Source organism: Enterococcus sp. DIV0240d, from assembly GCF_051711245.1.
Taxonomy (GTDB): Bacteria; Bacillota; Bacilli; order Lactobacillales; family Enterococcaceae; genus Enterococcus_D; species Enterococcus_D casseliflavus.
This window is the reverse complement of record NZ_JBIOMG010000001.1, coordinates 1478838-1500912: the sequence shown is the minus strand read 5'-3', so window position 1 is coordinate 1500912 and position 22075 is coordinate 1478838. Positions and strand designations below refer to the sequence as shown.

The window sequence follows — 22075 nt, the reverse complement described above, 5'->3', positions numbered from 1 at the left end:
GCAGGTATTTTAAAAAACAAAAACAGCGGATATCGTGAAGGATATCCGCTGCTAGAGTCATTGAGACTTATTTTGTTTTTCTGCTTTTGTTCGTGTGTTTCTTGCGAAAGAAGACGATCCCCGCTAGTGCAACAAGGCTCACTCCTGCAATTGAATAGCCTTGAGTGATGGCTGTACCAGTCTTTGGTAGCAACCGTTTGTCCTTTGCGGTCGCTTTGGTTTGTTTATCAGTCTGCCCTGCATCCGTTGGTTTTTCTTGCCCTTTGTTAGAATCATCTTTCGTAGGCTGCTGATCGTCCTCCTCTGGTTCTTCTGTTTTTTCAACGACTTTGATCGTCGCTGTGGCGGTGACTGCTTCTTGTGAGCGAGTACCAAATAAACGTGCGAAAAAGTTAGGAGTTGCTGCTTCATCAGTGACGATTGAATAAGTGACTTGATAGGTGCCCGTTTTCTTCGTATCCACCGAACCGTCCACCAGCAGTTGCTCCAATGCGAGTGACTTACCGTCACGATCTGTAGCGGAGACAAAATTGTCGGCTGCTGTCCAGTTGTCACCGACATAAATCACGCTATCTTTCACAGTCACAGACGTTTGATCTGCCAACACGGTGATCGTGGCAGTTGCTTCAGCTTTGCCATTGCGATAGATGACTTGGTATTTTCCAGGCACATCAGTATTGACTGTACCGCTAATCAATACTTGATCATAATCAACTGCTTGTCCGCTTTTATCTGTTGCTGAGACAAAATTATCGACGGCTTGCCATTTCTCTCCTTCATAGATTGTACTATCTTTTGCTACGACCGTTTCTTCGTGAGCAACCACAGTGATTGTCGCTATGTCGCTGACTGTTCCATTCGTATAAGTGACTTCGTATGTGCCTTCTTGATTGGTATCGACGGTACCAGTAACGATCACTCCTGATAATTCAACCGTTGCTCCCGTTTTGTCTGTGGCTGAGACAAAGTTGTCGGCAGCTTCCCAATCGTCGCCGACATACAGAGTACTGTCTTTGGCTTTGACACTCGTTTGATCTGCCAATACGGTGATCGTGGCTTTTGCTTCAGCTTTGCCATTGCGATAAATCACTTCATATTTCCCTGGTGTGGCGCTGTCGACTGTACCTACTGTTGTGATATCAGCCAGTTTTACTGCGTTGCCGTCTTTATCTGTTGCCGACACAAAATTGTCGGCGGCTTGCCAGTCATCGCCTTCATAAATCGTACTATCTTTAGCAACTACCGTTTCTTGGTTGGCAACGACCGTAATCGTCGCCGTTGCTTCGACATGACCATTTTGATAAACCACTGGGTACTCGCCTGCTTTGGAGGTATCGACTGAGCCACTAACGGTTACTCCTGAAAATGGTAGGTTTGCTCCTGTTTTGTCCGTTGCCGAAACAAAGTTATCAACCGCATGCCAATCGTCACCAACATACAAGGTGCTATCTTTGGCTTTAACTGATGTTTGATCAGCTAACAGGGTGATCGTCGCTTTCGCCTCAGCCTTGCCATTGCGATAAATCACTTCATATCTGCCTGCTTTAGAGGTGTCAACTGTGCCATCAACGGTTACTTCTGTCAGCGGCAATGCCTTGCCGTCTTTGTCTGTTGCGGAAAGAAAATTATCCGCGGCTTCCCATGAGTCACCTACATACAACGTACTATCTTTAGCTGCCACCGTTTCTTGGTTCGCAACAACCGTGATCGTAGCAATAGCTTCTGTTTTACCATTGCTATAAGTAACTTTGTACTGACCTTCTTTGCTCGTATCAACTGATCCACTAACGGTCACTCCTGAAAATGGTAGGTTTGCTCCTGTTTTATCCGTTGCCGAAACAAAGTTGTCGATTGCTTGCCAGTCGTCACCAACATACAAGGTGCTATCTTTGGCTTTAATTGATGTTTGATCAGCCAACACGGTGATCGTGGCTGTTGCTTCAGCTTTGCCACTGCGATAAATGACTTGGTATTCTCCTGGTACTTTCGTATCCACTTCACCACTGGTGGTGACTTCTGCCAAGCTTAACGGTTGCCCCTTCTTATTCGTTGCTGAAACAAAATTATCCGCAAGTTCCCACGCATCTCCAACATAAAGTGTACTATCCTTGGCAACGACTGTTTCTTGATTGGCAACCACGGTGATCGTCGCTGTTGCTTTTTGATTGCCGTTTTGATAAACCACTGGATATTGACCTTCTTTGGAAGTATCCACGGCTCCACTAACAACTACACTTGAAAATGGCACATTCGCTCCTGTTTTGTCCGTTGCCGAAACAAAGTTATCAACCGCATGCCAGTCGTCCCCGACGTATAAGGTGCTATCTTTTACCTTGATTGATGTTTGATCAGCTAACACGGTAATCGTTGCTGTCGCTTCGGCTTTGCCATTGCGATAAATGACTTGGTATTCTCCTGGTGTATCCGTATCAACTTCGCCGTTGATGGCCACTTCTGTGATTGTCACTGCGTTGCCGTCTTTATCCGTTGCCGATAGAAAATTATCAGCTGCTGTCCATGCATCGCCCACATATAACGTGCTGTCTTTGGCTGCTACCGTTTCTTGGTTGGCAACCACGGTGATCGTCGCTGTTTGACTAACACTGCCGTTGATGTATTTGACTTCATAGGTGCCAACGTTTGTCGTGTCGACCTCGCCATTGACGGTGATTTCCGAGAAAGTCAGCGCATTGCCGTGTTTGTCTGTCGCTGAAACAAAGTTGTCTTCAGCATGCCATTCATCTCCCACGTAGATCGTGCTATCTTTGGCGTCGATCGTCGACAAGTCTTCTTCTGGTGTGATGCCGACAGAAAGATGATTGCCCGTCCGGTTCACTTGCACCTCTTTACCAAGCTGAAGTTCCTGTGGTATGACGTAACCTTCTGGGACGTAGGAAACATAAAGCGTATAGTTCCCCGTATAAATATCAGTTAATTGGTATTCCCCATCTTCATCCGTTACGACAGAAACGATATCTCCAGTCAATTGATTCCAAAGCGTCAAAGTAACCCCCGCAATCTTCTCAGTTGGTTCTTCGGTATTATAAACATCAAGCGTCGCATTGGTTTTGTAGATGATCCCGCTGGAATCGCCTGCCGAAAATTGCAGATTGGCCACCGTCGAGGTAGCCGTCCGTTTGGCTTCCGACAAGGTATCGATCGTATCAGAAACGATCGTTGCTGAGGCTGAGATTTGGCCGGCGTTTTGTGAAAGGACGTTGTAACTGATTTCGATATTTTTCGTTAGAACATAGTTTGAAAAGACAAGCTGTACGTTTCCATCAACTTCTTTGACTTCATAGCTGTCATCTGGCACATTCGAAACAGTGATCGATCCTAAATCGATTTCGCCATTGGTATTTCCTAACGATTTTAGAAGGATCGTTGGATTTGCTACCTTTTTCGAACCATCATCGATATTTTTTGTCGTGACCTTGACCTGCGTCATGTTTTTCGTATTATTGACGGTATTTTGCGTAATGCCAATAATATCTGTCGCCGTATTGGATACTGAAACTGTGGCTGTGCCTTGTTGATTATTAGATAACGGTTCTTTTGCATAACCAGGCACATAAATCGTACTCATTTCCTGCCATCCATTGGCGTATTGATAAGCAATAATGTAGCGCCGATTGGTCGTCCCAAAATCAAAGGTATAATAGTTGGTTTCTTCATCATGGGTGATCGTTGGATAATTCGGATCGCTTTCCTTCATGGCTTGGTTATTATAAGCGCCGCGATCCCAATATTGCGGATAAATGCCGTTTACTTGATCATTGGAAACATCGATGATCGAAAAAACAACCTCCGTGTTTTTCGGAACATGGGTCTCCACAGTCAAATCACTGATGGTATCTTGACGAGCGTTGACTAAAAACTGATTCTTACTGCTTTGGAGCGTGCGTTCAGAATACAGCTTTCTTCCTGTATAGACGGAGGTATGAACCGTGTCAAGTCCCGTTGCGGAAATCGTGATTGGAATTGTATCATTAGGAATCGATTTTGTCGGTGCTAAACTGTCTGGCACGTAATTGAAGCCAATATCAAATTGAACGGAATAGGTAATGGGCGACGTAAAGGTGACCATCGTTCCGCCTGCTACTTCTTCAATCGTATAATCTTTTCCTAATGTGTAGTAAAAACTGACTTTTGGTACCTTTCTCAAAGAAAGATACTCTGGATGTTCAATAAACATTTGTAAATTTTCGATTGGTTGTGAGTTACTGCCTTCGATGTTGATGGAGGTATCACTCATGTAAGCACCATTTTGATCATAATTCCCCCAAGCCGTTTCAGCATTGTTGGGATTAAGGACACTGATTGGTTCGACATAGTTATCTTCAACGATTTTGAATTCTCTATTGGCGATCAACGGTGTCGAGACATTGAGAATGATATCTTTCTGATCAAAGGATACGGTTACGTTCGTGGAACCAAGAGTGAGATTGCTGTCTTTTGTAGCGGTCACAATCAGTTTGTCCCCGTTATTTTCGACAGAAAAATAATCCGAAAAAGTCACATTTTGATAGAAGGCATCTCTTGCTGTTAACTGTTTCGCCGTGATCGGCTGTCCGTTTTGACTCGAAAGGATGATTTGTTGACCAGCTTTCATCTCCGTCGGCATTTGATGAATTGATACATAGTAGTTTCCTTTAGAAAGACCATTCATAAAACTGGCAGAAGCAACCCCCATATAATACCTAGAATCGACTTCTTTTTCATCTTTGCTGGTTTTTGCGATAAAGGAAAACCCTCTGTTTTGGGCAGTTGTTTGTTTTAGCTGTACCGAACCAAATCCGGTCGTTGGATACCCTTTTGAAAAAGAAGCAGTATATTCCGTCAGCTCGGTCAAGCTCATGGTGAATTGATAAGAGACCCCATAAGCCTTTTGTTTGTCCATCTGTTTGATTTCAACGGCAGTATTGTAAAGACTATTTGAGGTGATCGTATAGTCTGTCCCTTCGACTAATGCTGTCTGTGTTTCTGGCTTGATCTTTCCTTTGATATCCACCTCATAGCTGAAAACTTTTAACGGTTGAGTCTCAATCTTTTTGAAGGAAGCCCCCGGCGTATCAACCAAATTCAGTGAAAGAGTTTCCGTTCCAGATAATGTCCGATCGGTATTGTAGTAGACCATTCCTTCCATCCCAAAGACATTTTTTTCTGACACATATTGAATCGGATCGACCTCTTCATACAAATCAATCGCATAGCTTGTCTGGTTTCGATCGCCGATCTCAATCGTTAGCTGAGGCTTATCTTCTGAATATAGATAACTAGTCAACTCGATCGAAAAAGAGGCATCATGAACCGATTGATTAAACGTGATCATCAGTTGATGAGCTGCACTATCTACAGCCCACGATGCATTGATCGCTTCATTGGTTCCTTGCACATCACTAAAGCCAAGGCCTTGCGGCAAGTCAAAAACAGCAGTGGTGCCAGCGAAATAATCTTTGTCATTGATTTCAAAATCCAATTTCAGTTTCACTGGACTATTGTTTAAGATTCGTGTTTCTGCCGTTCGGCTGAATTCTTCGCCAGCAATGGTCAGCAGGGTACCTTTTTCCAAAAGTTCTTGGTCATTGATGCGCGTGCTGACACGAGGTGTGTGTTGCTCTTCTTTGGTTTCTTTTGAATCGGATGTTGAAGAACTTTCTTGTCTCGCATGGCTAGAATCTTCCGTTATATTTGAGGAAGCCGATGTGGTCGTTTGACTTGGTTCCGTGTTTTCTGAACCAGCTGATGATTCCTCTTTGTTCGCTTCGGAAGAATAATCTGTTTGAGCATCCTCAGCTGCTTGTGCTTCGTTTCCGTTAGCATCATTTGTCGATTCAGTCATCGTTTCTAGTAGTTGATCGGATTTGTCTAGCGTGTTGACGGTCTGTTCTTGTTCGGTTGTTTCCGCTATCGCAATGATTGGAGTGATCACTTGAGTGATTCCTAGTGCGGTAACAACGATCCCATGACGAATTCTTTTGCTTCTCTTATTCATTTTTTCCTCCAATAAATGTATGTAGTTTTAACTGATTGCCTTACGGATTTTTTTCCCGACTTCTAACTCTTCTCCATTAAAAAAGCACAAAACATTGTTTGTTCGATCGATCATTTTGATTTGTCGCGCATTGATAATGTAGGATTTGAAGACGTTATAATACTCTGGCAGCTCTAATTGTTTGATCACCTTCAAGGAAGTTTCGAGGAATTCGATCGACTTTTTTTGGTGAAAAGCAATTCGGTTTCGCTCTCCTTTGATCGTTGTAATATAGTTGATTGCTTCTGCATCAACCACCATCAACTCTCTTTTACTGACGATTTTTAATAAGTGCTTTTTTCCGAGTAAGGATCGTTTGACTTCGATCGCTTCCGTTAATAAATTTTTTAGCTGCATTGCCACCTCCTTTTCTTTTGTATCGATGATCCCTAAAGGACAGATAAGATTCAGCTTCTTGATTTCGATTTTGGAGGCATAGGCACCATAAAAAGCGATTTGACACTTTTTGCATTGTTCCCTCAAGCTTCCTGCTAATTGAAAACTTCGATCAAATCCTTTCATTTCAATGGAAAATAAGAAGAGGTCGTTCACATCTGTTAGGTATCCGTCAAGAAAAGGGGCTAGTGCTTCAGGCGAAAGAATCTCAACTAAAGAATGCGGAACACGACTTTCCGTAATCATTTTCTTCATCAAATTCCCATTAAAAAAGTTGTCATCTACTATATAAACAGCGAAATTGCTCAAATTTGCAGACATCTTAATTCTCCTTTTTGCATCATTTCTAATTGTATTCTTAATCAAAAATGCCTGCTTGCACTTTCAAACGAATTAACGAAACATTCATGCAAAAAAGGTAGTTTAAATTAAAAACAAAGTAAGAAAAGACGCTGTAATTGGTCTAAACCTATTATAGATAAAAAGACACGCTAAAGAGTTTTCTTAAAGCTTTTATAAGGGAGTAAGCGTAGCCAGCAGAAAAATATTATGTTTTTTTAACAATATCTACGACAGACTTTCAGGGAAGCGGAAACACTTTTATGTAAAGTTTTATGATAATTTCATGTGAAAAAAACGATCAGAACCCAACATCACAAACGTTATTTATTTTCCACTGGATGCTTCTCTCCTTTCAACGATTGAAGAACAATTATTCATCAGTGATGACATGACCTCCTATTGGTGAATGTCAAAATTTCTTCTTCACTGTTCTCAACAAAATGTGCGGCACACGAAAAAACCATTTATTCTCAATGATAAATGGTTTTCTTTCCTGATTCTTTTTATGAGTGGTACTGCTTTTAGCTATTTGAAAACATTTCTTACTATAATAGTAGACTTTTCATGCAACCACCTTTGATTTCCACTACCTGCTAGTCATCACTTTTTTTCAAAGCTCGTTTCAGCTTGCGATTATGCCAAATCAAATAGGCGATGATCAGACATAAAACACCACCGATCAATAAATAGAGAAGGATCGGCGAAGAGGTTTCTTCAATACTGACATCTTGCTCGTTTCTTTCTTGCGCTTCTTGCCTTGCAACTTGGAAGGTAGGCTCTCCTTGCCATTGTTGATCAGCTGCTCTGAGGGTCGTTTTTATTTCATACTCTCCTGATTGCAATTCGTTTCCATCTAATGGCAGTGCGTAATTCATTAACGCATTGGGCGCTAATTGAATCTCTTTTTCCCCTTTGATCGCTGTTGCTTGCCCATCATGAAATACTTCATAAGCAAGCGTGGCCTTACTAAGATAATTTGCCGCTGTATTTTCCACCGCTACGATGATGACATTGCGGCGATTGATTTCTTCCAGATGGGCTTCCTCAATCCGAACCGCTGGTGGGATGTCGGTCTCTTTGTTACGGAGCAACACCGCCACTTCTCTGGCTAGTAGATTTTGGACATTTCCTTGAAATTCTTCACTGCCGGTTTGCTGGACGTATAGTCCCCCTGCCAAAATCCCATCAAAGGATTCAGATGGCATCTGGACTGTCAAGGTGATTTCTTTTTGCTCATTAGGGGCTAACGAAAGGGTTTCATCACTTAAAGTGACGAGTTCTTCGATCGCGTATGGAGCAGAAGGCGTTGCTTCTTCATTTGCCCCAGAGTACTCAACGACACCCGTCATGTTCGTGACCGCTCGATTAAAGGATAGCTGTAGATTGATTGGTTGCTCGCTTTTATTGGAAACCATGACCGCTAGTTTTTCTTCTGCCTTGGGCTCCAGCAACAAATCATAGTACATCAGCTCTTTGTCTTGCTGTGACTCTGGCAATTTGATTTGAACATCGAAGGTATCAAGCGAATCTGCTGCCCCCGTACTGCTCGTACCAATGAAAAATAAGACCGTTAGAATACTTACTACCCAATACTGAAATCCTTTGCCTCGAACTTTCTTCTGATGCATCCTGTCAGATCCTTTCTACACAAAATAGGAAAGAAAAATCAGCTAGCATAAAAAGCAGCCGCTCAGGCAAGCTGCTTTTTTTCTGCTAACTGTTACGCAATGACTACTGCCCTATGGGGTCGTCGGCGCACTGCTGATCGTCCAAACGAGGGTCGTTTGGTAGGTTGCTGATTGTTTTTCCGTATTGGCTGGGATCGAAAGGGTAAATTGTTCTAAAGGCATCGACGTTTCACCGATCCCTTCGCCAGCATTGGCGGTCAAGAACGCATACTCATTGTTGATCGCCGCAAAATCAAGCTCGCCATTGGCAATATCACTGGTTCCGGTTGGCGGCGAACTTAAGTTGTTGGTCAATGTCCCCGTATCTACCGTTAATACCGCACCGTCCAACGTGCTGTCTCCTGCCGTAAATTGGGTTGCTTGCCGTACTTTGATCGCCCAAGAAGAGTTCGCCTGTCCTCGGTTATCGCTGACCGCAACTGCCCCTCTTTGCAGCGTTGATCCATCCCCAGGTAGTCCAGTCCCATCCGTAGTAGCCACCCACGTTTCGGCATTTTCTGTTTGGATTTCATGGGCACCAAAATCTAAATTCGTTGGTAGCTGCGTATTGGGATCACTCCCGCCTTTGTCAGGGTCAAACACGATGCCCCCAGAGGTATATTCTACGACACCAGTCGTGTCATCTGCTTGCACTGTCGCACCGATGCTAAGTGCAGTCAATACCCCCAATGCGCCTATTATCGATTTCTTTGAAATCATTTTGCCATCCTCCTTTTTTTGATGCAAATGATCAATGTCAGACTAATGAAGAATCCGCCTATTACGGGCAGCCAAAAGTGATTGGTTTCTGCAAGCTGTGGCAACGGTTCTTCTGCGTTAGTGACCGTTTCTTGACTGGTCGGTGGTTCAATTTCTTCATCAATGGAATCACTGCTAGATGTTTCTGTTGGTCCTTCATAAAACTCAATGTTGCCGGTCGTCGTATTGGCTACTGCTGATGGAACGATACTGTAGAAACTGCCGATCATCAAAATCAGAAGTAGCACAAGGGAATTTTTTTTCATTCTGCTCTTCCTTTTCAAGGTGTATCGGAAACGGTCCAAACGACTGTGGCGCGATACTGACCTTGAAATTTAGGTGTTTTCTCAGGTACAAATAAATTGAACTGGGAAAAATTAACAGTCAGTCCACCAGTCGATGTCGCATTTTCCAACGTCACCACATTTTTTTCGACATTTTGCTGCAGGGCAATCGTTGCATTATCAGGTAAAACCACTCGACCGTCTGTAAATGTCGAATTAACAGTTCCAAGCTGAACCCTTAATTCGGCAGCTGGCAATGTTCGCGTGCCATTGACCCAATTGGTGGATTGTCTGACCTTCACTTGCCATTTTTTCTGACGATTGCGGGTATCATTGATCCGTAAAATCCCAGTTGTAGCTGCTGCGCTTTGGTCGCCGTTGGCGGTTGCCCGCCATGTCTCACTCTTTTTCGTTTGAATGGCATGCCGGCCAAAATTCAGCTGAGTCGGCAGATTCGTCCGATCCATCGTCAGTGCTTCGACCATGAAATAAATCATGGTTTGGCGACTGCTGATATTTAGCGCACTAAAGTTCAAGAGATTGATGTCCGTCGGCTTTGCCTTCAACACAGAAGCCGAAAAATTAGCGGTCCAATTTGCGGACAACTGTCCTGGACCCGAAAGTAGCGTAGGAATTTGAACATCCGTTGCTCCTAAAACGGCTGCATCCGCCATTTGTTCTTGGACGGTTGCCAAATTGTTTAACGCTGACGTCACGGTGCTAAGCAGGGTATTCAGCAACCCTTGCAGCAATGCACGAACGACGCCGCCAATATCGATACCGATCACTCGGATCTGGGTATTTTGAATCGCCGTGCTTAAATTCCGTAAAATTTGCGGGACATTGGTTCCTAAAACGACACCGAGGTTCGAACTCATATTGGCATACAACGCTTCTCTTTGGGTGGTGAACTGCAACGGACTGCTTATTTCTACATTGCCTAAATTACCAACGGTTTTTAGCAAGGAAATTTGCTGATTGACAGCCGTTAAATCGATTTGCACAATTCCGAGATTGAGATTTAATGAGCTGGTCAAGGAATCAAGCGCTGTTAAGATCGCATTCAAAAGCGGGACATTGGCAATATTGACTGTGGTCGACGTTTTGATAGCTTCTGATCCATTGGCACTGATGCGATTTCTCAACTCTGTTGGGATCGCCAACAAAGCAAATTTATCCTCACCGTTGACATTGACAGAAGCATTCAAGCCCCCGTTCCCTTTGAGTGAAAAAGTCACTGGTCGATTTGTCACACTGCCTGGCCAAGGTGCACTTGCTGAAGTACCACTTGTATTGGCACTAGTTAAATTGCTTAAAATCTCCACATCTAAAACATTCACTGCTGCTTCGGCTTTTATTGTCGTTGTTAAAAGATACAAATTGATGAAACTGATGCTGGTCAAAAAGAGAATCAACTGAGCGATCGTCCATTTGTAAAAACGTTTTTCCCTCCTCCTGTTTTCCATACCATTTCTAACCCTTTCTTTACGAAACGATGATCAATGCTTCAACATTTTGATTCACTAGAGATACCAGCGGAGGCTGTCCACTCCGCTGGTAAAATCATGCTATTTTTGCTGGTCTTTTTTCTTTCTTGCTTTGAAGAACAAGCCAATTCCTCCGACAACAAAGACTGCTGCTCCGATTACTGAAGCATACCAAGTTCCTTCTGATCCCGTTTTCGGTAAGAATTTACTTCCCCACCAGCTTTGGTTTTGATTGTTGCTGTTCCAGTTATTGTTTCCCCAATTGCCCCAGTTGCCCCAAGCGCCGTTGCTTCCGTCGGTACCATTCGTACCATCTGAACCATTGGTGCCATCCGTTCCATCGCTGCCGTCCGTGCCGTCAGTACCATCTGAACCATCCGTGCCATTGTCACCCGTTGGTACCACGATTGGTGTTGCGGCACTGCGGTATTCTCTGCCACCTGCTGTAACGATCGCAACAACGTTAAGGGTTTCTTCAGGTGAAACATCCTCTGGATCTAATGTGATGCTAAACGCACCATCTCCATTGGTCGTTCCAGTTCCGACAACGTCACCCGCTTCATTCAAGATTTCGATCGTCGCATTGGCTGGTCCATTCCCGAAGACTGGATAGCCATCGGTAGGATTGCCAGTGATCGTAGCAACCGGTGCATCAACCGTCAAAGCATCGACTACGGTCGTCGTCGGATCACTTAGGGTTTCGCCATCTGCTAAAGCAAGAACCGTAACGGTTTCACCTTCCGTTGCTTCCGCGGATAGCTCAACACGCCAGTCACCATTTTGATCGGCGATCGTTGTGATTGGTCCTTCAGCCGCGAAGATGGTCAGGAATCTGCTTGTTAACGGATCGCTGATGGTAACGGTGATCGTAGCACCTGGCTCACTCGTTCCGCTGATCGTTGTATCACCAGCCGTGACTGGGTCAATGGTTGGTGTATCTGTCTTGATGATTTCATCATCGACAGGTACGACGATTGGCGTCGCATTACTGCGATAGTCATCCCCACCAGCAGTGACGATCGCCACAACCGATAGGTTTTCTTCTGGTGCGACATCCTCGCTAGTCAATGTGATCGTATAGTCACCATTTTCATCGGTAGTGCCTGTTCCTACGACATCCCCCGCTTCATTCAAAATTTCAATCGCTGCATTGGCAGGACCGTTCCCGGTTACTGGATAGCCTTCTTGGGAATTCCCAGTAATGGATGCTGAAGGTGCGTTGACCGTGATGCCATTAACAACGGTCGTTGCTGGTTCACTGGCGGTTTCTCCTTCGCTTTGCGCCACTGCTGTTACGATTTCATCTCGAGAAACTTCGGCAACGTCCACTGACCAATTTCCTGCTTCATCTGCTTCGGTTTCAACCGCTTCTTCGCCCGTTACCGTCACGGTGACCATCGCTCCCGGTACAGCAGTACCAGTGATAGTCGTGTCACCAGCTGTGACTGGTTCGATGATTGGTGTAGCGGTTTGATCGATCGTATTCTCAACGGGCACGACGATTGGTGTCGCATTACTCCGATAGTCTTTGCCACCGGCTGTGATGATCGCAACGACGTTCAGTGATTCTTCAGGAGACACTGCTTCACCAGAGAGCGTGATCGTGTAGTTACCATTTTCATCGGTATTGCCTGATCCAACGACGTCTCCTGCTTCATTCAAGATTTCAATCGCCGCATTTGGTGCTGCCATCCCCGTCACTGGGTAACCATCCTCTGGATTGCCAGTGATGGACGCGGTCGGTGCTGAAACCGTGATGCCATCCACACTCACTGTAATTGGTGCACTAGGATCTTTTTCAGGTGATTGTGCCACAACAGTGACGGTATCACCCTCCGCAACTTCAGGTACTTCGACTGTCCAATTGCCCTCTTCGTCCGTTTCGGTCGTGATCGGTTCATTTTCACCAATTGTTACCGTCACCGTTGAACCTGGTTCGGCAGTCCCGCTGATCGTCGTATCGCCAGCTTTGACTGGATCGATCGTTGGTGTTGCAGTTTGTTGCTCTTCTTGATCCAAAGGTACCACGATCGGTGTCGCATTACTGCGGTATCCTTTGCCGCCAGCTGTCAGAACTGCAACGACGGTTAAGCTTTCCGCTGGTGCAACAGTTGTTGGTTCAAGAGTGATACTGTAGTTCCCTTCCGCGTCAGCGGTTCCTGAACCGACGATTTGTCCATCGCTATTCAAGATTTGTACGGTGGCATTGGCTGGTGCCGTTCCAGTTACTGGATAGCCGTCCGTGCTATTGCCTGTGATAGTTGCACTAGGAGCAGTTACCGTCAACGCACCCACACCAACTGTGACTGGAGCGCTTGGCTCTTTGTCAGGTGATTGTGCCACAACAGTGACTGCATCGCCTTCAGAAACTTCTGGTACTTCTGCCGTCCAATTGCCTTCGTCATCCGTTTCAGCCATGATTGGTTCCGCATCTGGTATGGTGATCGTCACGGTTGAACCTGGTTCAGCCGTTCCGCTGATGCTGGTATCCCCCGCCGTGATTGGATCAATCGTTGGTGCTGCTGTCTGATCCACTACCGTATCTGCTGGTACGATGACCGCTGTTGGATTACTGCGATACTCTTTCCCACCAGCTGTAACGATGGCAACGACGTTCAAGGTTTCTTCTGGATCGACAGCTTCAGCAGTTAAGGCCACTGTATAGTTGCCATCTCCATCAGCAGTGCCTGTTCCTACGACTTCATTGGCTGCGTTCAAAATCTCGATCGCTGCATTGGCTGGTGCTGTACCAGTTACAGGATAACCATCTTCACTATTGCCAGAAATCGTTGCCGTTGGTGCTGCCACGATCAACCCTTGCACCGTCACCGTTACTGGTAAACTTTCTGTTTTGCCGTCTGCCAAGGCAGTAACTGTCAAAACATCATTTAGAGAAACCGTCGGCACAGTTGCCGTCCACTCACCTTCGTCATTCGCTGTTGCAGTAACAGTATCACCGCTTGGCAGTTCAACGGTTACCTCTGCTCCTGGTTCAGCCGTTCCGCTAACAGTTGTCGCCCCAGCAACCACGGGTGCGACAGTTGGTGCTGCTGTTTGGTCTTCTGCGTTATCTTCTGGCACCACGATAGTAGTTGCTGGACTGCGGTATTCTTGTCCGCCAGCTGTTACCACTGCCACCACTCGCAAGGTTTCTGCTGGAGACACACCATCTGTCAAGGTGATCGTATACTCACCGTCTACATTGGCAGTGCCACTGCCCACCACTTCACCCGCATCATTTAAGATCTCAATCGCTGCGTTGGCTGGTGCTGTCCCTGTAACTGGATAGCCGTCAGTACTGTTGCCAGTGATCGTTGCCGTTGGTGCTGCCACGTTCAAGGCACCGACACCGACACTGATTGGTTCACTTGGGTCTTTGCCTTCAGCTTCCGCAACCACTGTGACCATGTCGCCTTCTGAAAGCTCTGGTACGGTGACTGTCCAATTGCCTTCCTCATCCGTTTCGGCAATCACTGGATCTTCTCCAGGGATCTCCACCGTCACCGTTGAACCAGGTTCGGCCGTTCCTCCGACGGATGTATCACCGGCTTGCACTGGATTGATCGTTGGTGCAGTCGTTTGGTCTGCTGGTACCACGATGGAAAGCGGCGCACTGCGGTATTCATCGCCGCCAGCGGTTACCACTGCCACCACCTGAAGTGGTTCTGAAGGATCAACATCGTCGCTACTCAAGGTGATGCTGTAGGTCCCTTCCTCATTTGCTTCGCCACTGCCGACAACCTCATCGGCTGCATTTAAGATCTCAATCGCTGCATTCGGCGTTGCCGTTCCTGTAACTGGATACCCATCGGTACTATTGCCGCTGATCGCTGCTGTCGGTGTCGCGACACTAAGTGGATTTACGACGACCGTTGCTGCGTCACTTGGCGTTTCCCCATCGAGGGTCGCTACCACGGAAACTATTTCTCCTTGAGAAACCTCGGGCACCGTTGCCGTCCAATTGCCTTCATCATTTGCTTCGGCAGTGACTGGCTCTGCGTCATCAATCGTTACCGAGACTGTCGCACCAGGTTCAGCCGTTCCGCTGATCGTGGTGTCGCCGGCTGTCACTGTTTCAATGGTTGGGACTGCGGTTTGATCCAATGGTACTGTGATTGGGGCAGCCGCACTGCGGTAATCTTGACCACCGGCTGTGACTACCGCCACCACCCGTAAGGTTTCAGCTGGAGACGCATCATCACTCGTTAACGTGATCGTGTATTGGCCTTCGTCATTGGCGGTGCCAGTACCTACGACCTCGTCATCGGCATTCAAGATTTCGATGGCTGCATTGGCTGGTGCCGTTCCCGTTACTGGGTACCCATCGGTACTATTGCCACTGATCGTCGCGGTTGGTGTAGCAATCGTCAACCCATTGACCCCAACACTGATTGGTGCACTTGGGTCTTTGTCTGGTGCTTGTGCGACCACTGTGACGGTTTCTCCTTCAGAAACTTCAGGAACTTCAACCGTCCAGTTGCCCTCGTCATCGGCTTCACCAGTCACCGGTTCTTCATCTGGGATCGTTACCGTCACCGTAGCGCCTGGTTCGGCAGTCCCACTGATCGTCGTGTCCCCTGCATTGATTGGGTCGATGGTTGGTAATTCTGTTTGTTCAAGCTCATCTGCTGGGACCGTCACTGGTGTGGCAGGACTGCGGTACTCATCCCCGCCAGCTGTTACGATCGCAACGACAGACAAGGTTTCTTCTGGTGCTGCATCGGCTGGTGCGATGGTTACCGTATAGTTTCCATCCCCATCGGCTGTGCCAGTACCAATCACATCGCCTGCTTCATTCAGCACTTCGATCGCTGCATTCGCTGGAGCAGTCCCCGTGATTGGATAGCCATCGGTACTATTGCCGCTGATGATCGCTGTTGGTGCTGCTACGGTCACTCCTGCGACTCCAACGCTGATTGGCGCGCTTGGCTCTTTGCCTTCGGCTTCGGCAACGACCGTAACTGTATCGCCACCAGAGACTGCCGGCACTTCTGCAAGCCAGTTTCCTTCGTCATCCGTTTCAGCCGTTACTGGTTCTTGATCGGTGATCGTCACAGTAACCGTCGAACCAGGTTCCGCCGTTCCGCTAATCGTGGTATCACCTGCTGTGACCGGATCGATCGTTGGTGTCCCTGTTTGTTCAATATCTGCTGGTACGGTGATTGGTGTGGCATTACTGCGGTAGTCTTGACCGCCTGCTGTCACAACTGCCACCACCTGCAAGGCTTCTTCTGGCGCCACATCGGCTGGATCTAAGGTCACGGTATAAGCACCCGTGTCATCCGCCGTCGTGCTACCAACAACATCGCCTGCTTCATTCAAAATCTCAATTGCCGCATTCGGTGTCGTTGTTCCGCTGACTGGATAGCCATCCGTGCTATTGCCTGTGATGGAAGCGCTCGGTGCACTGACAGCCACACCATCAACGGTCACGGTAATCGGTGCACTTGGATCTTTGCCTTCGGCTTCGGCAACGACTGTTACCGTATCGCCTTCTGATAATTCAGGAACCGTCGCTTCCCAGTTGCCTTCGTCATCGGCTTCTGCCGTGATCGGATCGCCTTCAGGCAGCGTGATCGTCACTGTTGCCCCTGGTTCAGCCGTTCCGCTAACGGTCGTATCCCTAGCTGTTACTGGGTTGATCGTTGGTGTTTCAGTCAAGTTTTCTACATCATCTGCAGGAACTACAAGCGGTGTGCCTGTACTGCGATAGTCTTCACCACCAGCCGTCACGATCGCTTCCACCCGCAAGTTGTCGCCAGCTGCCACCTCTTGAGGATCAAGGGTGATCGTGAAGTTGCCATCGTCATCGGCTGTTCCACTACCAACGACATCGCCTGCTTCATTCAAAATTTCAATCGCTGCATTGGCAGTCGCTGTTCCCGTTACTGGATACCCATCTGTGCTATTTCCAGTGATCGTAGCTGTTGGCGCCGCCACAGTCAAACCGCTTACACTCACGGTGATTGGGGCACTTGGAACTTTGCCTTCAGACTCAGCTACGACCGTCACGGAATCGCCTTCTGACAATTCAGGAACCGTTGCTTCCCAGTTGCCTTCATCATCGGCTTCAGCCGTGATTGGGTCGCCTTCAGGAAGCGTGATCGTTACCGTTGCCCCCGGTTCGACTGTCCCACTAACAGTTGTATCTCCAGCACTGACTGGATCGATCGTTGGTGTTTCCGTCTGCAGGATATCTGCAGGCACCACAACAGGTGTCGGGTTGCTTCGATAGGTTTCGCCGCCAGCGGTCACAACCGCCGTCACATTCAAGGTTTCTTCCGCGGCAACATCTGCTGGATCTAACGTCACCGTATAAACGCCATTCTCATTGGCAGTACCTGTTCCGACAATTTCGCCATCCGCATTGGTGATCTCAATGGCCGCATTTGGTGCAGCTGTTCCAGTCACTGGATAGCCCTCTTGACTATTTCCTGTGATCGAAGCCGTTGGGGCATTGACCGTCAAGGCGGACACGGTGGTACTTGCTGGCTGACTTGGTGTTTGTCCTTCTAGTTCGGCGACAGCTGAAACCGTATCGCCCTCTGACACTTCGTCCACATCAACACGCCAATTGCCTTCTTCATCGGCTTCCGTCACGATCGGATCTGCACCGTTGACGGTCACAGTAATCGAGGCACCAGGCTCAGCCGTTCCGCTGACGCTTGTATCCCCGGCAGTCACTGGTTGGATCGTTGGTGTTCCCGTTTGTTGCTCGGCATCGTCTGCTGGAACGACGATTGGCGTATTGCCACTGCGATAAGTTTGACCGCCAGCAGTAACGATTGCAGCAACATTCAAGTTTTCATTTTCTGCTACATCTGCTGGGTTCAACGTGATAATGTAGTTGCCGTTCTCATTTGCCGTCCCAGTGCCAACGACTTCACCCTCGGCATTGGTGATTTCAACGGCTGCATTTGCTGCGGCTGTCCCCGTCACAGGATACCCATCGGTGCTGTTTCCTGTAATCGAAGCCGTTGGGGCATTGACCACTGGTGCTGCTACCGTTGCCGTTGCAGGTTCACTCGCTGATTCCCCATCCGCTTCCGCTACTGCTGTGACTGTATCACCTTCTACCAATTCAGGGACATCGGTCGTCCAATTGCCGTCACCATCTGCGGTTGTGGTAATAGGTGCACCGCCGTTGATCGCCAATGTGATGGCTGCACCTGGCTCAGCTGTTCCGCTGATCGTCGTTTCCCCTGCTGTCAATGGATTGATCGTTGGTGTATCGGTTTGATCTTCTGGTGTATCTGGTGCAAACCAAATCGAGTTATTGCCGTCAGCATCCGTAAATAAATCAATGGTGATGAGGTCAAGCTGAGACATCGTTGCTTCGAAGCGAGCTTCGTAAGGAGTGGAAGGATTCGCCACACCATTTTCAACCAATTGCGCATAGGTCGGACTGGTAACATTCGTTGGAATCACCACGTTTGTTTGACCTAAAACAGAAGCAGAAGCGACCTGATCTGCTAGATCGGTCGTAGCATTTAAGACATTTTGAGCAGTTTCAACCGTGCCATTTAAAGTCGCTTTGGCGGTATTGACCGTCGTTTGAACCAGTGTATTGATCCCGCTGATCAAGGTACCAATTCCTGGGATGCCGCTGGCACCATCTAGAATACTGACTTGAATCTGTGCTGCTTGTAAATTATCAAGAATTTGATTGATGCGCTGATTGACAACGATAAATAAACCCTCATCCACATTGGCGATCAGGGCACGTTCGTTTTCGGTTAGTCCAGCTGGAACTTCAAAATTCGCTTGGCCAAATTGTCCAAGTTGATTTAATAAGTCTAACTGGGTCGTAATTTCAGCTAAGTTGACGGAGATTATTTCACTAACTCCAACTCCTGAGGCTATAGTGTAAATTGGGTTAGGTAACCCTCCTACTCCAGTCGGAGGAATATCCAATGCGTCAGCTAAATTTTGATTGACGATTCCGTCCACCGTGCTGATCAAGGTATTGACTGCTGGTGTGACTGTCCCGATCAATGTTTGCAAGGCTGGGAAATTCCCCAGTTGTAGTGTCACATTGGTCGAAATTGATGCATTTCCTGCCGGTTGAACCAAACCAGTAAGCCCTTGAGGAACCCCAACAACTGCGACTTTATCCCCATTCAAGACATCAACCGTTACTGCATTTGATCCAGAAATCGAGAAATTGACTTGGTTCGTTGCCCCAGGCGTTGTATAAGGTGCAGACGCACTCGTGCCTGAGTTATTAGACGCTGTGATATCTGAGAAAAGTTCAGCTGAAACCAAAGCAGCTTCAACCGTCGTTGGTGCCCATAACAAACTTGCTGGCACGACCACCGTACTCGTCAACAACATCCCACTGACAGTTAAATTCGTAATAATGTTTTTCTTTGTTCGAAGCGTGTGTTTTTCTTTGAATCCATGAGCTTTTTGTAATTAATGCCTTTCATTCATTCTCCTCCTGTTCGAAAAAATTTAACCGACAAAAGATAAAACTGATGATCTCTGGAATGATTCCTGCCCCCTTTTAAACCAGATGAAAATCTATTTCAACCCAACACCCAAAGGCATAGAGAGAAAACAAAAGTTACCGATCGCAAAGCGAAGATTTTTTCGCATGCTTTCTGAAAAACCCAGTGATTTTTGTTCAAATCGTTTCACAGCATTTTAGAACGTACTTGTGAAACTTAGAAATTAAATAACTAAACAAACGCACTGTGTACCAAAATTCTAGCAAATTTATTTCTTTCCAACAAATTATATACACGATAAATAATTAAAAAAACACTGAAATTAACGTTACAAAACATAAAACATTTATTTTATAAACAAGCGCAGATTATTTATATTTATCTTATAAACAGATGCATAACGATAAAATGCTAACATTTTTTATCAAAAAAGCACCTTACAATTCATAATTAATCAACATAATGAATACGATTACATTTGTCTCTTTATACGCAACAGGAGAGAAAAACGATGATGTTTTTTTCTTGTTTTCAACCCCGTTTTTTACCTACGAAAATAAAAAAAACAAAAATAATTCAGACGTTTTTCACGATATTATCTAAAATAACTCTTACCGACGAAAAAAAGGGCTCGAAAAGCTCCCAGAACGTTCTGTGAAAAAAGGAATGAAAATCCCCTATTAAAATCGAGCGTGCGCAATCATGAAATGAAATTTCTTCAATCGCCATTTACTTTTTTCTTTCAACGAAATTCTTCAGCAGCTATTTGGTCTTATATTTTGGACGTAAACATTCATTCGCTTCTTTTTGTTTATACTTGCTGGTAAGAAGGAAACGCTGCTGCCCAATCGTCTTCTTCTAATACCACATAAGGAGCATGAGAAGATGGATTGGTTAGTAATGATTCTTGTATTGATTTGTCTTAGTTTTGTCTGAGAAAGAAATGTAAAGGAGAAGATTATGAAAAAAGAAATCGTAACAAGTTTAATGACCACCGCAATTTTAGGAACCTTCACTGTTGAAACCTGCTTCGCACAGGAAAAAAGCGCATCATTTTTGACCGATCCAATCACTCATCACGTCTTATTAAAAGATGGTGATTATTGGTATGACGAAGGCAAAGTCGTTCCCAAGGAATATGCGGAGCAACTGATTGCAAACGAGCAATTAAGTAAACCTACACAGGAGCCCGATCCTCATCCGACTATGCAAGTTCCTTCACAAAAACAACCAGTATGTCAACCACAGCAGATACCAGCGCTGAAAAAACAAAATGAGCAAACAGTTCCCCTTTCAAAAGAACCATTCGCCGTTCCAGAAATGAAACCTGACAAACCAGAGCAACAAGGATCGACTGAAGAACCCAGAAGAACACCACAAGCCGTACCTCCTGCTGTTCCAAAACCCTCAGGAAAAGTAGAGCAAGAGGTAGTACCTACGAGCGCTCCCTATGCTGTACCTGATGAACCAGCGGTATCTTCAATAAAAAAGAAAGACGATTCTGTCCCGACAAAAGCTCCGATAGCCGTACCTGAGAAAATTCCTGCTCCTTTAGTAACCTTTGATTCCTTAGTGCCGAATAAAATACCTTATGCTGTACCTGGCGCTACGCCAAATTTGATTAACCAGAAGCAGGAATTTCTGGTTCCGACGAAAACTCCAATTGCTGTACCTGAGAAAATTCCCGTTCCTTTAGTAATCACTGATTCTTTGGTGCCGAATAAAGTGCCTTATGCTGTACCTGGTGCTACGCCAACTTTGATTAACCAGAAGCAGGAATTTCTTGTACCGACAAAAACTCCGATAGCCGTACCTGAGAAAAGTCCGACTCCTTTAGTAACCTTTGATTCCTTGGTGCCGAATCAAATACCTTATGCAGTACCTGGCGCTACACCAACTGCGATCAACCAGAATCAGGAATTTCTGGTTCCGACGAAAACTCCGATAGCTGTACCTGAGAAAAGTCCGACTCCTTTAGTAACCTTTGATTCCTTGGTGCCGAATCAAATACCTTATGCAGTACCTGGCGCTACACCAACTGCGATCAACCAGAATCAGGAATTTCTGGTTCCGACGAAAACTCCGATGGCTGTACCTAGAAAGATACCGACATCTTTAAACCAAACGGAATTCCCGCAACCTGGAATTCCTGTCAATGCTGAACCTAAAGCATTGACGATTGTTCACCCTAACGGAAAAGAACAGATTGCAGCCCTTCCGTCATCTAAAGCAATGAAAACGAAAAATTTGGATAACGGCATTCATAGACAACAGAAAAGCAACACTCTTTCTAGAGTCAAATCGATTAGAAAAAAACTTGTTCAACAAAAACCTAAAGAACCATCTAAGAAAAACTTTGACAATACTGAAGAGCGCGAAAATAACCGACTAAATCATAAGCAACAGATCAATTCATACACTGCAGCTGACAATAGCTATTTACCAAAAACAGGCGAAAATAGACTTTTATCCTTTTTGATGCAAGCTGTTGGGATAATGGTCATTGGAATTGCTGGACTACTTTTCTTTCGAAAGAAAGGTCGCCATGAGAAATAAAAAAAACGTGAGAACCCAGCGTTCTCACGTTTTTAAATTGGCTTAGTTTATTTTTGTATCTGTCTAACCAACAATCATCACAAAAATTGCCAACTGTTTT

8 protein-coding genes are annotated in these 22075 nt (G+C 45.9%); 1 reads left to right on the top strand and 7 read right to left on the bottom strand.

Going from position 1 to position 22075, the window contains the following annotated elements:
• Positions 1–67: 67 nt before the first annotated feature.
• The 7 genes from IGJ25_RS07005 to IGJ25_RS06975 form a co-directional block, all read right to left on the bottom strand.
• A complete protein-coding gene (locus IGJ25_RS07005; RefSeq protein WP_438779214.1) occupies positions 68–5995 on the bottom strand; it encodes a bacterial Ig-like domain-containing protein in 5928 nt (1975 codons plus the stop codon).
• Between the two features lie 27 nt (positions 5996–6022).
• A complete protein-coding gene (locus IGJ25_RS07000; RefSeq protein WP_311952170.1) occupies positions 6023–6751 on the bottom strand; it encodes a LytTR family transcriptional regulator DNA-binding domain-containing protein in 729 nt (242 codons plus the stop codon).
• Between the two features lie 614 nt (positions 6752–7365).
• Complete coding sequence (locus IGJ25_RS06995) at positions 7366–8400, bottom strand: DUF916 and DUF3324 domain-containing protein (protein ID WP_438779213.1); 1035 nt, start codon at positions 8398–8400, stop codon at positions 7366–7368.
• 111 nt (positions 8401–8511) lie between these two features.
• Positions 8512–9159: a WxL domain-containing protein gene (locus tag IGJ25_RS06990; RefSeq protein WP_005225652.1), complete on the bottom strand. Its 648-nt coding sequence runs from the start codon at positions 9157–9159 to the stop codon at positions 8512–8514.
• Entirely contained in the window at positions 9156–9464 is a 309-nt protein-coding gene (locus tag IGJ25_RS06985) for a hypothetical protein (RefSeq protein ID WP_074931920.1), read from the bottom strand. Before IGJ25_RS06985 ends, IGJ25_RS06990 begins: the two co-directional genes overlap by 4 nt.
• Positions 9465–9478: 14 nt before the next feature.
• On the bottom strand, positions 9479–10948 hold the full coding sequence (locus IGJ25_RS06980) for an adhesive domain-containing protein (protein WP_438779212.1): 1470 nt from the start codon (positions 10946–10948) through the stop codon (positions 9479–9481).
• A 102-nt stretch (positions 10949–11050) separates the two neighbouring features.
• Positions 11051–19297: an Ig-like domain-containing protein gene (locus IGJ25_RS06975; RefSeq protein ID WP_438779211.1), complete on the bottom strand. Its 8247-nt coding sequence runs from the start codon at positions 19295–19297 to the stop codon at positions 11051–11053.
• A gap of 1082 nt (positions 19298–20379) precedes the next feature.
• On the opposite strand from IGJ25_RS06975, the gene IGJ25_RS06970 reads away from it, so the two are divergent.
• Positions 20380–21975 carry a hypothetical protein gene (locus IGJ25_RS06970; RefSeq protein ID WP_438779210.1) on the top strand — a complete coding sequence of 532 codons (1596 nt, stop codon included), beginning with the start codon at positions 20380–20382 and terminating at the stop codon, positions 21973–21975.
• The last annotated feature ends 100 nt before the right edge of the window (positions 21976–22075 follow it).